General features: G+C 61.4%; 8 protein-coding genes. 6 read left to right on the plus strand and 2 right to left on the minus strand.

Annotation, left to right across the window (positions count from 1 at the left end; genetic code table 11):
* Window positions 1-36: 36 nt before the first annotated feature.
* From betT to HD598_RS08500, 4 genes are all read left to right on the plus strand, one after another.
* The gene (gene betT / locus HD598_RS08485) at window positions 37-2,259 is read left to right on the plus strand and encodes a choline BCCT transporter BetT (protein ID WP_183666772.1); all 2,223 of its coding nucleotides are present in this window, start codon (window positions 37-39) and stop codon (window positions 2,257-2,259) included.
* Entirely contained in the window at window positions 2,256-3,806 is a 1,551-nt protein-coding gene (locus tag HD598_RS08490) for an aldehyde dehydrogenase family protein (protein WP_183665175.1), read from the plus strand. The genes betT and HD598_RS08490 overlap by 4 nt, the downstream gene beginning before the upstream one ends.
* Before the next feature lie 67 nt (window positions 3,807-3,873).
* Complete coding sequence (locus HD598_RS08495; protein ID WP_183665177.1) at window positions 3,874-5,481, plus strand: GMC family oxidoreductase; 1,608 nt, start codon at window positions 3,874-3,876, stop codon at window positions 5,479-5,481.
* 103 nt (window positions 5,482-5,584) lie between these two features.
* Entirely contained in the window at window positions 5,585-7,375 is a 1,791-nt protein-coding gene (locus tag HD598_RS08500) for a BCCT family transporter (protein WP_409366200.1), read from the plus strand.
* 117 nt (window positions 7,376-7,492) lie between these two features.
* Here the strand turns inward: HD598_RS08500 and HD598_RS08505 are convergent, their stop codons facing one another.
* On the minus strand, window positions 7,493-8,125 hold the full coding sequence (locus tag HD598_RS08505; protein ID WP_183665180.1) for a GntR family transcriptional regulator: 633 nt from the start codon (window positions 8,123-8,125) through the stop codon (window positions 7,493-7,495).
* 215 nt (window positions 8,126-8,340) lie between these two features.
* Here HD598_RS08505 and HD598_RS08510 point away from each other — a divergent pair, with 215 nt between their 5' ends.
* The gene (locus HD598_RS08510; RefSeq protein WP_183665182.1) at window positions 8,341-10,878 is read left to right on the plus strand and encodes a GcvT family protein; all 2,538 of its coding nucleotides are present in this window, start codon (window positions 8,341-8,343) and stop codon (window positions 10,876-10,878) included.
* A gap of 17 nt (window positions 10,879-10,895) precedes the next feature.
* Here HD598_RS08510 and HD598_RS08515 read toward each other — a convergent pair whose 3' ends face one another.
* Entirely contained in the window at window positions 10,896-12,353 is a 1,458-nt protein-coding gene (locus HD598_RS08515) for a GuaB1 family IMP dehydrogenase-related protein (protein WP_183665184.1), read from the minus strand.
* A 95-nt stretch (window positions 12,354-12,448) separates the two neighbouring features.
* Here HD598_RS08515 and glgX point away from each other — a divergent pair, with 95 nt between their 5' ends.
* Window positions 12,449-14,641, plus strand: a complete 2,193-nt coding sequence (gene glgX / locus HD598_RS08520) for a glycogen debranching protein GlgX (protein ID WP_183665186.1) — start codon at window positions 12,449-12,451, stop codon at window positions 14,639-14,641.
* Window positions 14,642-14,650 lie beyond the last annotated feature (9 nt).

The raw sequence follows: 14,650 nt of genomic DNA on the forward strand, positions 1-14,650 counted from the left end.
CAACGGAGGAAAGCTGTGCACAAGCCAACCAGCACGATGGCAAGCGAAGTCGGGAGTGAAAACACCGACGAACCGCGCGCCAGAGTCAATAAAGTTGTCTTTTTTGGATCCGCAATTGGCGTTCTAGCTATTGCTTTATGGGCCATGATTGATAAGGCCTCCGCGGATGCAGTCATCACAGCGATGGTCACCTGGATTGGCAAAAACCTGGGCTGGTTCTACACCCTCTTGGTGGTCAGCGTTTTTGTCTTCGTCATCTTCATCGCCGCCAGCAAAGTGGGTAAGACCAAGCTGGGGCCGGATCATTCACGCCCCACCTTCAGCTTCTTCACTTGGGCATCAATGCTGTTCGCCGCCGGCATCGGAATCGACCTGATGTTCTTCTCCGTCGCGGAGCCGGTCACCCAGTTCCTGGCGCCACCCCGCGGCGACGGAGGAACGGCCGAAGCTGCGCGCCAAGCGCTGGTCTGGACGCTGTTCCACTACGGACTGCTGGGCTGGGGCCTCTACGCCCTCGTCGGCATGGCGCTGGGCTACTTCGCCTACCGTCACAACCTCCCGCTGAGCATCCGTTCCGCGTTGTTCCCGATCTTTGGCAAGCGCATCAACGGCGCTATTGGCCACGGCGTCGACATCGCCGCAGTCCTGGGCACCATCTTCGGTATCGCCACCTCCCTAGGTATCGGCGTAGCGCAGCTGAACTACGGACTCTTCTTCATCTTTGGCATCCCTGAAAGCACCGCGTGGAAGATCGCACTCATTGCGCTCTCCGTGGTCATGGCCACCATCTCCGTCCTGACCGGCGTAGAAAAAGGCATTCGCCGCCTCTCTGAACTGAACGTGATCCTGTGTGTCCTGCTCATGGGCTACATCCTCATCACCGGAAAGACCGCCTTCTTGCTGGACGCCCTCGTGGGCAACGTGGGCGACATGATCTCCCGGTTCCCCGGCATGGCGCTCGATACCTTTGCGTTCGATCGCCCCGACGCGTGGCTGAACAGCTGGACCCTCTTCTTCTGGGCCTGGTGGATTGCTTGGGCGCCGTTCGTCGGCCTCTTCTTGGCCCGCATTTCGCGCGGCCGCACCATCCGCCAGTTCGTCACCGCCGTGCTGGTAGTTCCGATGGCCTTCATCCTCGTGTGGATCTCACTCTTCGGAAACAGCGCGATCGCCTTGGTGATCGACGGCAACACAGCGTTCGGCGAGATCGCCATGAACTATCCAGAGCGCGCGTTCTATTCGCTGCTGGAACAGTACCCAGCCGTGCCGTTGCTCGCCGGTATCGCTACCTTCACCGGAATGCTGTTCTACGTCACGAGCGCCGACTCGGGCGCACTCGTAATGGCGAACTTCACGTCCCACCTGAAAGACCCTGAAGCTGACGGCTCCAAGCCCGTCCGCTTGTTCGGGTCCTTGGCGATCGGCGTGCTGACGCTGGCCATGTTGCTCGTGGGCGGCGTGCCAACACTTCAGGGCGCAACGGTGATCATGGGATTGCCGTTCTCCGTGGTGCTGATCTTCTTGATGATGGGCTTGTATAAGTCCTTGAGGATTGAAACGGCGCTCTCCAAGAGCCAGGATCAGTCCCTGCTTCAAATGATCTCGAGCCGTTCCGGTTCCACGTTGGATTGGCGCCAGCGCTTGTCACGTCAGCTGACCCAGCCGAATCGCGCCCAAACGGAGCGTTACATCAACCAGGTCGTCAAGCCGGCTCTGAAGGAAGTCCAGCAGGAGTTCTTGAGCCAAGGCGTCAAGGCGGAACTGCACGTGAAAACGGTGGGCGAGCTCCAGCTCGAATCCGTTGACCTGATTGCCACCACGCACCGGGATCACCGCCCGTTCAAGTACCACGTGTACCCGGTTCGTTTGGGCAAACCGACTTTCGCCCTCAACGCCGGAACCGCCAGCTCGTACTACCGTCTGGAAGCCTTCTGCCAAGAGGGCAGCCACGGCCTCGACCTTCTGGGTTTGACGCAAGAACAGCTGATTGCTGATGTACTGGATAAGTATGAGACGCATATGGCCTTCCTCCGTCACCAGTCAGAAGTGGACGGTTTGAGCCAGATTAATGAAGGCGGCTCCACCAAGCTCGATTGGAGCCGCGACTTTGATACCGCGGCTATTCCGGCGGTGCCGATGCCACAGCGAACCGTGACCGAACGGCGCATCTCCGCAGACTCTGCCGCTTTTGAAGACCAGCGTGTCTCTGAGAACCAGCGCGTCTCTGAAGACCACCAACCCCTCAAGGAGAAATCATGACCTTAGCCGGAGATTCCACCGCAACGACTTTCGGTAAGAGCCCTAATGAAGAGCTCTTGACGACAGGCAAGAGTATCTTCATCGATGGTGTCTTTGGGCCCGCAGCTGACGGTGCAACCCGCGTCATCAACTGCCCTGCAAACGGTCAGCAGGTGGCACTGGTTTCTGAGGCTTCGTCCGCTGATTCCATCCGCGCTATTGAGGCCGCCCGCAAGTCTTTCGATTCCGGCGTGTGGTCTAGCGTTCCGTCTCCGGATCGCGGCCGCTTCTTGTTGCGCGTTGCCGCACGACTCGGTGAGCGTAAAGAAGAATTCGCGCAAGCGGAGAGCCTGGATAGCGGCAAGCGGATCATCGAATCCCGTATTGACATGGATGACATCATCGCGTGCTTCGAGTACTTCGGTCAGTTGGCCGGAAAGGAAGCGGGCCGACTCGTCGACGCGAATGACGCCAACGTCCTCTCCCGCGTGGTCTATGAACCCGTGGGCGTCGCAGCGATGATCACCCCCTGGAACTACCCGCTTTTGCAGGCTGCGTGGAAGATCGCGTCGGCGCTCGCGGCGGGCTGCTCGTTCGTGTTGAAGCCGGCTGAGCTCACGCCGTCCACCGCCGTTTTGATGATGGACGTTTTGCGCGAGTTGGGCTTGCCGAACGGCGTTGCCAACCTGGTGACCGGTAGCGGTGCGTCCGCTGGCGCTGTCCTGTCCGAGCACCCTGATGTGGACCTTGTGTCCTTCACGGGCGGTCTCATCACGGGCCGGAAGATCGCGGCCTCTGCCGCAGACACGGTCAAGAAGGTTGCCCTGGAGCTGGGCGGCAAGAACCCCAACGTGATCTTCGCCGACGCCGATTTCGACGCCGCCGTGGACAACGCCTTGAACGGTGCGTTCGTGCACTCGGGTCAGGTGTGCTCGGCCGGTGCTCGACTCTTGGTGGAGGAATCCATCGCTGAGGACTTCGTCAACGAACTCGTGCGCCGCGCCAGCCAGATTGTCTTGGGCGGCCCGTTCGACGAGCATGCCGAAACCGGTCCGCTGATTTCGGCGCAGCACTTGGCGAAGGTAGATGCGTACGTTCAGGCCGGTATTGCTGAAGGCGCGCGCGTGCGCTGCGGCGGTCGTGCCGCTACGGAGGACGACGGCGCAGGCTTGAGTCAGGGGCATTACTACCTGCCCACAGTCATCGACCAGGTGAATTCCTCGATGTCCGTGGCCCAGGACGAAGCATTCGGACCTACGGTCACGGTGGAAACCTTTACGACCGAAGACGAAGCCATCGCCATTGCGAATGACACGATCTACGGCCTCGCCGGCGCCGTCTGGACGCAAGATGCGGGTCGTGCCCAGCGTGTTGCTGGACGCTTGCGTCACGGCACCATCTGGATCAACGACTACCACCCGTACTTGCCGCAAGCAGAGTGGGGTGGCTTCGGCCAGTCAGGTGTTGGCCGCGAGCTCGGCCCTACCGGCCTTGGCGAATACCAAGAGGCGAAGCACATCTATCAGAACCTCTCCCCGGCGGTAACCGGCTGGTTCCCAGCTAAGTGATCTTCCAAGCGAAGTAACTTCCCCGTCTACGAAATACATGCCGCAGCATCAAGAAAGGCAAAGAATTATGAGCATTGAAAAAACTGACTTTGACTACATTGTGATTGGCGGCGGCTCGGCGGGAGCCGCAGTGGCGTCCCGCTTGAGCGAGGATCCGTCCGTGACGGTGGCCCTGGTAGAAGCCGGACCGGATGATCGCGGTTATGACGAAGTGCTCCAGCTCAATCGCTGGATGGAACTGCTGGAATCTGGCCTGGACTGGGATTACCCCATTGAGGCTCAAGAGGTCGGTAACTCGTTCATGCGCCACGCTCGCGCGAAGGTCTTGGGCGGCTGTTCTAGCCACAACTCGTGCATCGCTTTCTGGGCGCCTCGCGAAGATCTTGACGAGTGGGAATCGAAGTTCGGAGCCACCGGCTGGAACTCTGAAATGGCTTACCGCCTCTACAAGAAGTTGGAAACCAACGAGGACGCCGGTCCGGACGCCCCGCACCACGGCGATTCCGGTCCCGTGAAGCTCATGAACGTGCCTGCCGTGGACCCGTGCGGTGTCGCGATTCTTGATGCGTGTGAACAAGCCGGGATTCCCCGCGCGAAGTTCAACAACAACGAGACCGTCATCAACGGCGCCAACTTCTTCCAGATCAACCGCCTCCCGGACGGCACCCGCTCGTCCTCGTCGGTGGCCTACATCCACCCCATCAAGGACCGCGAGAACTTCTTCTTGCTCACCGGCTTGCAGGCACGCAAGCTGAACTTCGATGAGAACAAGCACTGCACCGGCGTAGACGTGGTCAACGGCGCGTTTGGTCGCACGGTCACGCTGACCGCCCAGCAGGAGGTCATCGTCTCCGCAGGTGCTATCGATTCTCCGAAGCTGCTCATGCTCTCCGGAATCGGCCCAGCAGCGCACCTTGAAGAAATCGGCGTGCCAGTGCTCGTTGACGCCCCGGGCGTCGGCGAAAACCTGCAGGACCACCCAGAGGGCGTCATCCAGTGGGAAGCCAAGAAGCCCATGGTGGAGACCTCCACGCAGTGGTGGGAGATCGGCGTTTTCACCCCCACCCAAGAGGGCTTGGACCGTCCGGACCTGATGATGCACTACGGTTCCGTCCCGTTTGATATGCATACGCTGCGCCAGGGTTACCCCACCGGCGAGAACACGTTCTGCCTCACCCCGAACGTGACCCACTCGAAGTCCCGCGGCACCGTCCGTTTGCGTAGCACGGATTACCGTGACAAGCCCAAGGTGGACCCTCGCTACTTCACCGATCCCGAAGGCCACGACATCCGCGTGATGACGTTCGGTATCCGCAAGGCCCGTGAGATCGTCTCCCAGTCGGCCATGGCGGACTGGGCTGGAGCGGAACAGTTCCCCGGCCAAGACATCCAGACGGATGAGGAAATCGCAGATTACCTGCACCGCACGCACAACACCGTGTACCACCCAGCAGGGTCGGTTCGCATGGGTCCTGTAGAGGACGCCATGAGCCCGCTTGATCCAGAACTGCGCGTCAAGGGCGTCACGGGATTGCGCGTCGCAGACGCCTCCGTCATGCCTGAGCTCGTGACCGTGAACCCCAACATCACCGTCATGATGATCGGCGAGCGTTGCGCGGAACTCGTGAGTGAATCACGCACGGCACATGCAGCGACTGTAGGGGCAACCGCCTAGGCTTCACCACCTGTGGTGACCCTTCGTCGTCGTACTTCAACAACCGGAAATCGCTGGTCCGCCAGCAGAGGAATATCCCGTGAATAAAGCAAGTGACAAGAAAATTGAGAGCCTCTTTGATGAGCTCCGCACAGCCCGCAGTCGCGAGCCGCGCAACTACACGCAAGTAGGCGCTGACAAGTGGATCGTGGGCATCGCCGGCACGCTGGCCCTCGCGTTCATCGTGTGGGGCTTCGCAGCTCCCGAAGGCCTCGGCGAAACCGCCAGCTCCGCCCTTACCTGGGTCATGACCAACACCGGCTGGCTCTTCGTGACAGCGGCGGCGTTCTTCACGACCTTCGTCTTGGTGGTGGCGATGAAGAATTTTGGTCGCATCCCGCTGGGCAAGGACGGCGAAGCGCCGCAATTTAGCACCACGTCCTGGATCTCCATGATGTTCGCAACCGGCATGGGCATTGGCCTGGTGTTCTACGGTGTGGGCGAGCCGCTGTTCTTCTACATGTCGCCTCCGCCGGGAACGGTGGACGGGCAGACGGACGCAGCGCTCAGCACCGCGATGGGCACCACGCTCTTCCACTGGACCCTGTTCCCGTGGGCCATGTACGCGATTGTGGGCCTCGGTATGGCGTACAGCTGTTACCGCATGGGGCGCCCGCAGCTTTTCTCCGCGATGTTCGTGCCGATCTTCGGCGAGCGCGTTGTGAACGGTTGGGGCGGCAAAGCCATCAACATTCTGGCCATCTTGGCCACGCTGTTCGGCTCCGCTTGTTCTTTGGGCCTGGGCGCGCTGCAGATCGGTGGCGGTCTGCAGTCCGTGGGGCTGATGGAGAACGTGGGTTCCAGCTTGCTGGTGATCATCATCGCCGTGCTGACCGCACTCTTCGTGGCCTCGGCGGTCTCCGGTATTGAGCGGGGCATCCAGTGGCTCTCCAACGCCAACATGGTGCTGGCCTTGATCCTCGCGGTCCTCGTGTTCATCGGCGGACCGACGCTCTTCATCCTCAACGTCTTCCCGAACGCCATCGGCGCCTTCATTGGCGATCTTCCGGAGATGGCCTCGCGCACCGCCGCTTCCGGCGACGTCGCGTCCTGGCTGTCCTCGTGGACCGTCTTCTACTGGGCTTGGTGGGTGTCATGGGCACCGTTCGTGGGCTTGTTTATCGCTCGCATTTCGCGCGGCCGTTCCATCCGCCAGTTCGTCACCGGCGTTCTCCTGGTTCCGTCCATCGTGACGCTGATCTGGTTCTCGATCTTCGGCGGCGGCGCCATTGGCCTGCAAGAGCGTGCCGAGCGCGCGGGGGATATGGGCAACGCGCTGACGCAGATGGTGGATGGCGCACCGGATATCAACTTTGATACCGCGCTGTTCGACTACTTGAGCGCGCTCGCGCTGCCCGAGTGGCTGAAAATCACCATGTTGGTGGTGGCTGTGGTCCTGATTGCGATCTTCTTCGTGACCGGCGCTGACTCCGCGTCGATCGTGATGGGTTCCTTGAGCGAGAACGGTGCTGAGCACCCGTCCAAGAAGGCCATCATCTTCTGGGGTACCGCGGTGGGTGCGGTGGCTGCTGTCATGCTGCTTGCCGGCGGCGATCATCCCGCGGCCGCTCTGAACGGCCTGAAGAACATCACGATTGTTTCGGCCCTGCCGTTCGTGATTGTGATGCTCCTGCTGTGCGTGGCCATTTGGCGCGACCTCAGCAAGGATCCGCTGATCCTGCAGAACAAGGTGGCTCAAGAGGTTCTGGAGCAGTCCGTGGTTCAGGGCGTTGAGCGCCACGAGTCCGGCGAGTTCAGCCTCATGACCGCCGAAATCGCGATCGTGAACACCGAGTTCGCAGAGCCGGGGGATGACGCCGTGGTGGATGAGCGCCCGCGCCCGTCCTCGCGCTAGTGGCTAAATTTGCTAGTACGACGACGCAGCTAGGCTCCCGCTCTAGCCTGTAGTTCCAGCGAAATAGCGTAGCCCCCGACCCGAGAGTTTTTCTGGGGTCGGGGGCTACGTGTGTGTTTAGACGTCGAGGAGCGCCGTGCGGACGGCGACTTCGAACTCCTTGACGTGGGCGGCCGCGCGGTCGGCGGCGAGCTGTTCGTCGCCGTCGATGATCGCTTGGAGCAGGGCGAGGTGTTCCTCGACGTGGTTGGTGAGTCGGGGCAGCTTGTCCAGGACCAAGCACCAGATGCGGGTGGCAAGGTTGCTTTGGCGGACCAGGACGTCTTCGAGGTACGGGTTTCCGGAGGCGCTGTAGATTTCGCGGTGCACGTTGGCATCGAACGTCAGAATGTCCGTGGCGGTGGAACCCTCAATATCGAAGTTTTGGATGTCCTGAAGCGTTTCCCGGAGGCGATCGCGAGTGGCCTGTGTGGCCACGCGCGCGGCGCGGGCTGCGGCCATGGGCTCGAGCTGTTGCCGGATCTCGGAGACGTACGCGAGGTCGCTGACCTCAACGCGCGTCGCGAACGTTCCGCGCTTGGGGAAGGTGACTACGAGCTTGTCCACTTCGAGGCGCTTGAGTGCCTCACGCACGGGAGTGCGGCCGATTCCGAGCTCCTTGATGATTGCCTCATCATGGATGGGGTCGCCAGGATAGATGCGCAGCGTCACGAGCATGTGAAGGATCCGCTCGTACGCAATATCTGCCATGGATTCGCCGTGTGAGCGGGGTTGAGAAGTGAGCGCTTGGACCACCGTGTCCCTCTTTCGAAAAATTCAATCAGGAAAAGTATTGACCTCAAATTTCCTGTGGCTTACGCTACTAGAAACGGTAGTATATAAGTTGAATATATAACTCGTATTTCGTGAGCGAGTTTCTTCGCCTCGCCGTCGTCTCAGCACCATCCTCGTCAGGAGCGAACAACATGTCTAACACCCAGCGCGTCGTGATCATCGGCGCAGGCATCGTAGGCACCAACCTAGCCGACGAGCTCATCCAGCGCGGATTCAGCGACATCACCGTGATTGAGCAGGGCCCCCTTGAACTTCCCGGCGGCTCCACCTCCCACGCTCCCGGCCTGGTGTACCAGACCAACTCGTCTAAGAGCATGACCAAGTTCGCCTCCTACACCGTGGAGAAGCTGACGTCCCTTGACGCCTTCAACCCGGTCGGCGGACTCGAGATCGCCGTCTCAGAAGCTCGTTTGGCGGATCTTCACCGCAAACTGGGCTGGGCCAGCGCGTGGGGGATCGAAGCCTCCATCCTCACCCCAGAGCAGTGCAAGGAAATGTACCCGCTCCTGAATGAGGACATCGTCCTCGGCGGCCTTTACATCCCCTCCGATGGCCTCGCCCTCGCAGGTAAAGCGGTCGATGCGCTGATCGCGCGCACCAAGGCTGCCGGCGTCGTCTACCGAGACCGCACCGAAGTCACCGGAATTGAGCATTCCAACCACCGCGTCACCGGCGTGCGTATTGGCGAAGAGCTTGTTGAAGCAGACGTTGTCATTTCCTGCGCAGGTTTCTGGGGCGTCAAGGTTGCCGCGATGGCTGGCATGAAACTGCCACTCGTGCCGATGGCCCACCAGTACGCGAAGACCTCCGCCGTCAAGGGACTTGAAGGCCGCAACCCGGAGCCAAACGGCGCCGGCCTGCCGATCCTCCGCTACCAGGACGAGGACCTCTACTTCCGCGAGCACGGCGATGTCTATGGCATCGGCTCCTACGCGCACCGCCCCATGGCTATTGATCTGGACGAACTTCCTAAGATCGCCCTGGATGAGTACACGAAGGAAAACATGCCTTCGAGCCTCGAGTTCACCCTCGAAGATTTCCTCCCAGCCTGGGAAGCTTGCAAGCGCTTGCTCCCCGAGCTCAAGGACGTTGAGATCGCCAGCGGCTTCAACGGCATCTTCTCCTTCACCCCGGATGGCGGCTCGCTCGTGGGCGAGTCCTCGGACGTCGAGGGCTTCTTCGTGGCTGAGGCTGTCTGGGTCACCCACTCTGCAGGCATCGCTCGCGCGGTCGCCGAGCTCATCGCCACGGGCCGCTCGGAAATCGACCTTTCTGATAGCGACATTCACCGCTTCGAAGAAGTAGAGCTCGCCCCCAGCTACGTGGAAGCCACCTCGAAGCAGAACTTCGTCGAGGTCTACGACATCCGCCACCCACTCGAGCCACGCTTGGCCCACCGCGAGCTGCGCGTTAGCCCGTTCCACGCTCGCCAGCGTGAACTCGGCGCCCACTTCTTGCCCACCGGCGGCTGGGAGCGCCCGTTCTGGTACGAATCCAACGCCAAGTACTTGAGCGACCTCCCGTGGGATTGGCAGCCACCGCTTCGCGATAGCTGGAGCGCTCAGCACCACTCCTCCATCGCAGCCGTTGAGGCGTACAAGACCCGCACCGGCCTGGCCATGTATGACATGACCCCGCTCAAGCGCCTCGAAGTGTCCGGCCCAGGAGCGCTTGCCATGCTGCAGCGCTTGAGCACCGGCAACATTGCCAAGTCCGTGGGCTCGGTGACCTACACGCTCCTGCTCGACGAAAAGGGCGGCATCCGCTCCGATGTCACGGTGGCTCGCCTCGGCGAAGACACCTTCCAGGTGGGCGCCAACGGCAACATCGATACCGCGTACTTCGAGGTGGAGGCCCGCAAGCAGAACACGGGCGAACTGCCCGGCGGCTACGTCCACGTCCGCGACATTACGGGTGGCACGTGCTGCATCGGCTTGTGGGGCCCGCTGGCTCGCGAAGTCGTTAACGCCATCAGCACCGATGACTTCTCCAACGAGGGTCTGAAGTTCTTCCGCTCCACGAACGCTCACTTGGGCGGCGTGCCGGTCAATGCTTGGCGTTTGTCCTACGTCGGCGAGCTCGGCTGGGAAATCTACACTTCGGCAGAAAACGGCCAGAAGCTGTGGGATGTCTTGTGGGAGGCTGGCCAGAAGCACGGCATCATCGCCGCTGGCCGCGCCGCCTTCAACTCGCTGCGTCTCGAGAAGGGCTACCGCTCGTGGGGCTCGGACATGAGCACTGAGCACAACCCGTACGAGGTTGGCCTCGGCTTCGCCGTGAGCACCAAGAAGGAAGCCGACTTCGTGGGCAAGGCCGCACTGGAGGCCATCCGCGAACAGCCGTTGACCCGCACCTTGCGCTGCTTGCTGATTGATTCGGCAAAGGACGTAGTGCTGGGCAAGGAGCCGGTCTATTACGACGGCGCAGCAGCCGGTTACGTCACGAGCGCCGGTTTCGCTTACACGGTGGGACGCCCCATTGCGTACGCGTGGCTCCCCGCGCATGTGGAGCTGGGGGAGAAGGTGGAGATCGAGTACTTCGGTCGCCGCATCGCCGCCACTGTGACGCAAGAGCCGGTTTACGATCCGGACATGAAGCGCTTGCGCGGCATCTCGGAGGAGACGCCGAGCGCTACCTCTGCACCGTTGGTGAGCGGCTCAGCGAAGTAAGCGAGCCGCCACCGGTTCTACCAACTGGATTCCCGCGGGCGGCCTTCGTCGTAACCAGCAGCTGACTGGACGCCGACGATGGCCCGCTCGCGGAATTCCTCAATATTGCGCGAACCCGCGTAGGTGAACGAGGACCGCACTCCGGAAATAATACCGTCGATGAGGTCTTCAACGCCTGGGCGGTCTGCGTCCAAGAACATCTTGGAGTGGGAGATGCCTTCTTCGAACAATCCCATGCGGGCACGGTCGAACGCGGAGGCGTCCTTCGTGCGGTTCTTCACGGCGCGGGCAGAGGCCATGCCGAAGGATTCCTTGTAGAACTTGCCGTTGGAATCCTGCATGAGATCTCCGGCGGACTCGTACGTTCCGGCGAACCACGAACCGATCATCACCGACGCGGCTCCGGCAGCGAGCGCGAGGGCAACATCGCGCGGGTACTTCACGCCGCCATCAGCCCACACCGTTGCACCGAGGTCCGTGGCGGTGCGCGCGCATTCCAGCACCGCGGAGAACTGCGGACGGCCCACACCGGTCATCATGCGGGTGGTGCACATGGCGCCCGGCCCAACGCCGACTTTGATGATGTCCGCACCTGCGGCCACCAGCTCATCCACGCCGCGCGCCGAGACAATATTGCCGGCGACAATCTGGATGCGGCGGCCGGTCTGATCCGCGAACGCGTCGCGAGCAGCCACCGAATGTGCCAGGGCTTCGATCATCTTTTCTTGGTTACCGTGGGCGGTATCCACCACCAGTACATCGGCGCCGGATTCCAGCAAGGCGACGGCCTTGGAATGCACGTCACCGTTGATGCCGATCGCGCCGCCCACCAAGAGCTTTCCCGAAGGATCCAGCGCCGGTTGGTAAATCGCCGAACGCAGCACGCCCTTGCGGGTCAACACGCCCGCCAGCTGATCCCCATCCAACACGGGCACCAAATTCAGGTGGCGTGAGGACAACGTATCGAAGACTTCACGCAGGTCAGCGTCCGCTGGGACGGTCACCATCTCGGTGTTCATGACCTCGGAGATGCGCGTGAAACGGTCCACCTCGGTGAGGTCGTGCATGTTCACCACACCCACGGGCCGCCCACCGTCGACGACTACCGCCGCGCCATGCGCCCGCTTTCCGATTAACGCCAAAGCCGAGGCCACGGCGTCGTCCGGGGAAACCGTAATGGGGGTCTCGAAAACCGGGTGAGCCGCCTTGACCTTACCGATCATGTCCGCAACCGCGTCCTGCGTAATATCCTGCGGAATAATCGCGATGCCTCCGCGGCGAGCCATCGTCTCCGCCATGCGCCGGCCCGTCACCGCAGTCATGTTGGACGCCACCAAAGGAATGGTGGTGCCAATGCCATCCGGGGTTTTCAGGTCCACATCCAAGCGGGACGTCACGGAGGACCGCGAGGGCACCATGAAAACGTCGTTGTAGGTGAGGTCGTAAGCAGGGGCAGCGTCGTTAAGGAACTTCACCACTCCAGACTATGCCACGCGGAAATCATCCGGGAGAGTCACAGGATCGGGGTAGGTTAGACACAGGACACTAACGAATACCGTGAGGAGAATTCGTGGAAATCTGGCCCGGAGAAGCGTACCCATTAGGCGCAACGTATGACGGCAATGGCACGAATTTCGCGATCTACTCAGAGGTCGCGGAAAAAGTAGAGCTGTGCTTGTTCGATGACGCGGGCGTTGAGTCCCGCATAGAACTCACAGAAGTAGACGGCTACGTGTGGCACGGCTACATCCCCCACGTGATCCCAGGTCACCGCTATGGATACCGCATCCACGGACCCTATGACACTGCCAACGGGCATCGCTGCAACCCCAACAAGTTGTTGCTTGACCCTTACGCGAAGGCCGTCGAGGGTGAAATCGACTGGGACCAGTCGCTCTTTAGCTACAACTGGGGCGACGAAAACTCCTTCAACGATCAGGATTCTGCCGGCCATGCCATGAAGGGCATTGTGGTGAATCCGTTCTTCGACTGGGCCGGGGACCGCAAGCCGCGCACTCCCTACCACCAGTCCGTGATTTACGAAGCCCACGTCAAGGGCCTCACCGAAATGCACCCGGACGTTCCCGAGGAACTGCGCGGAACCTACGCCGGTGTGGCACACCCTAGCGTGATCGCCCACTTGCAAAAGCTCGGCATCACCGCGCTCGAGCTCATGCCGGTGCACCAGTTCGTCAATGACAGCACCCTGCAGGACAAGGGACTGTCCAACTACTGGGGCTACAACACCATCGGCTTCTTCGCCCCGCACAACAAGTACAGCTCCACGGGCGATGCGGGCCAGCAGGTCCAAGAGTTCAAGGCCATGGTCAAGGCCCTGCACATGGCGGGCATTGAAGTCATCCTCGACGTGGTCTATAATCACACCGCCGAGGGCAACCACATGGGCCCCACGCTGTCGATGCGCGGCATCGACAATCACGCGTACTACCGCCTCGAAGAAAAAGACAAGCGGTACTACACGGACTACACGGGCACTGGAAACTCCATCAACGTCCGCAACCCGCACGCCATCCAGTTGCTCATGGACAGCCTGCGCTACTGGGCTATCGAGATGCGCGTGGACGGTTTCCGCTTTGACCTCGCCTCCACTCTGGCGCGCGAGTTCTATGATGTGGACAAGCTCTCCACGTTCTTCGAACTCATCCAGCAGGACCCGGTGATCAGCCAGGTGAAGCTCATCGCCGAGCCGTGGGACATTGGGCCCGGCGGTTACCAGGTGGGGAACTTCCCGCCGCAATGGACCGAATGGAACGGTAAGTACCGGGACACCGTGCGTGACTTCTGGCGCGGCGAGCGCTCCTCGCTCGGCGAGTTCGCGTCCCGCATCTCGGGCTCCGCGGACCTTTACGAGCACTCGAGCCGCCGCCCCGTGGCCTCCATCAACTTCGTCACGGCCCACGACGGCTTCACGCTGCGAGACCTGGTCTCCTACAACGAGAAGCACAACGACGCCAACGGCGAGAACAACAACGACGGCGAATCCCACAACCGCTCCTGGAACAGCGGCGTGGAAGGACCCACGGATGATCCCGAGGTCCTCGCCATCCGCGCGCGGCAGCAGCGAAACTTCATTGCCACGCTGATGCTGAGCCAGGGCGTTCCGATGCTCTGCCACGGCGACGAATTGGGCCGCACCCAGAACGGCAACAACAACGGCTACGCCCAGGACTCTGAGCTGACGTGGATCAACTGGGAGCACGCGGACGGCCCGTTGCAAGAGTTCACGGCTGCCGTGGCGAAGCTGCGCGCCGAGCACCCCACGTTTAGGCGCCGCCGCTTCTTCGATGGCCGCCAAGTGGAAATGGAAGACGGCGTGGAGCTTCCGGACGTGCTGTGGTTCAGCGCTGACGGCAAGTCCATGACCAACGAGGCGTGGGACGCTAATACGCCCGCTTCCGTGGGCATGTTCTTGAACGGCCGCGGCATTCACTCCACAGACCTTCGCGGTCAGCCCATCGAGGACAAGAGCTTCTTGCTCTACTTCAACGCGCACTTCGAAGACGTGACGTTCACGTTGCCTTCGGACAAGTTCGCGGACAAGTGGGACATTGTGGTGGACACCGCCGGAACTGGCGCGGACACGGAGGCGCTGACCGCTGGCGCCACCGTCACCCTCGCGTCACGCTCCATGATGGTGCTGCGCGAACACGAGGAAGTCCCCGTGGAAACCGATCATTCCGTCGCAGCGTCCTTGGCCGCGATGGCGGGCTCGGTGAGCCAAACTCCGGAGCGTTCTTCCTAATGAATCCTG

It is taken from the genome of Neomicrococcus aestuarii, from assembly GCF_014201135.1.
In the GTDB taxonomy this organism is placed as follows: domain Bacteria; phylum Actinomycetota; class Actinomycetes; order Actinomycetales; family Micrococcaceae; genus Neomicrococcus; species Neomicrococcus aestuarii.

What these genes read in the sequence shown, in the direction of transcription:
- betT (WP_183666772.1), top strand. Translation starts at nt 37, where the DNA reads ATGGCAAGCGAAGTCGGGAGTGAAAACACCGACGAACCGCGCGCCAGA.
- HD598_RS08490 (WP_183665175.1), top strand. Translation starts at nt 2,256, where the DNA reads ATGACCTTAGCCGGAGATTCCACCGCAACGACTTTCGGTAAGAGCCCT.
- HD598_RS08495 (WP_183665177.1), top strand. Translation starts at nt 3,874, where the DNA reads ATGAGCATTGAAAAAACTGACTTTGACTACATTGTGATTGGCGGCGGC.
- HD598_RS08505 (WP_183665180.1), bottom strand. Translation starts at nt 8,125, where the DNA reads ATGGCAGATATTGCGTACGAGCGGATCCTTCACATGCTCGTGACGCTG.
- HD598_RS08510 (WP_183665182.1), top strand. Translation starts at nt 8,341, where the DNA reads ATGTCTAACACCCAGCGCGTCGTGATCATCGGCGCAGGCATCGTAGGC.